The sequence below is a fragment of the Streptomyces ruber genome (assembly GCF_014648075.1).
Lineage (GTDB): Bacteria > Actinomycetota > Actinomycetes > Streptomycetales > Streptomycetaceae > Streptomyces > Streptomyces ruber.
Genome location: NZ_BMQK01000073.1, coordinates 1 through 617 on the forward strand (window position 1 = coordinate 1; position 617 = coordinate 617).

The following is a 617-nucleotide window of genomic DNA, read 5'->3' on the forward strand; positions in this document are numbered from 1 at the left end:
CATCTGGCGTCCACCGGCGGAACGGTGCCATGGGGGCGGGGCCACCCAACAGGAATGCCTCAAGACCCTGCGGAACGCCCTCAACCGCGCCATGCGGGAGGAGCTCCTCCTCCGCAACGTCGCGAAGCTGGTGGACATGCCGACGGCGGAGTCCAAGGAGGTCATCCCGTGGAAGGCGCAGGAGGCGATCAGCTTCCTCCGATCAACGCGCTCCCACCGGCTCCACGCCGCATTCGTGTTCGCCATCGTGCTGGGGCTCCGGCGTGGTGAGCTGCTGGGCCTGCGCTGGATCGACCTGGACTTCGCCGAGGGCGTCGCCCATCCCCGCAAGCAGGTGCAGCGCCGGAAGAAGGTCGGGCTCGTCCACGTCGATCTCAAGACGGAGCACTCGAAGGGCGCGCTACCGCTGCCCCGGCTCTGCCTTGAAGCCCTGGGGGAGCGGCGCCAGCTCCAGAAGCTGGAGAAGGCCAAGGCCGGCGAGAAGTGGACCGAGCTGGATCTCATCTTCACCACCGAGACCGGCGGAATGATCGACCCGGACGGCTTCTCGGGGAGCTTCGAGCGGCGGGTGAATCGCTCCGGCATCCGGCGCATACCGCTGCACCACACTCGGCACA

General features: G+C 68.1%; 1 protein-coding gene. It reads left to right on the forward strand.

Translation table 11 applies throughout. The features are described from left to right. Window positions 1-91 precede the first annotated feature (91 nt). A partial coding sequence (locus tag IEZ04_RS34420) for a tyrosine-type recombinase/integrase (protein WP_189220929.1) occupies window positions 92-617 on the forward strand: 526 nt, incomplete at its 3' end.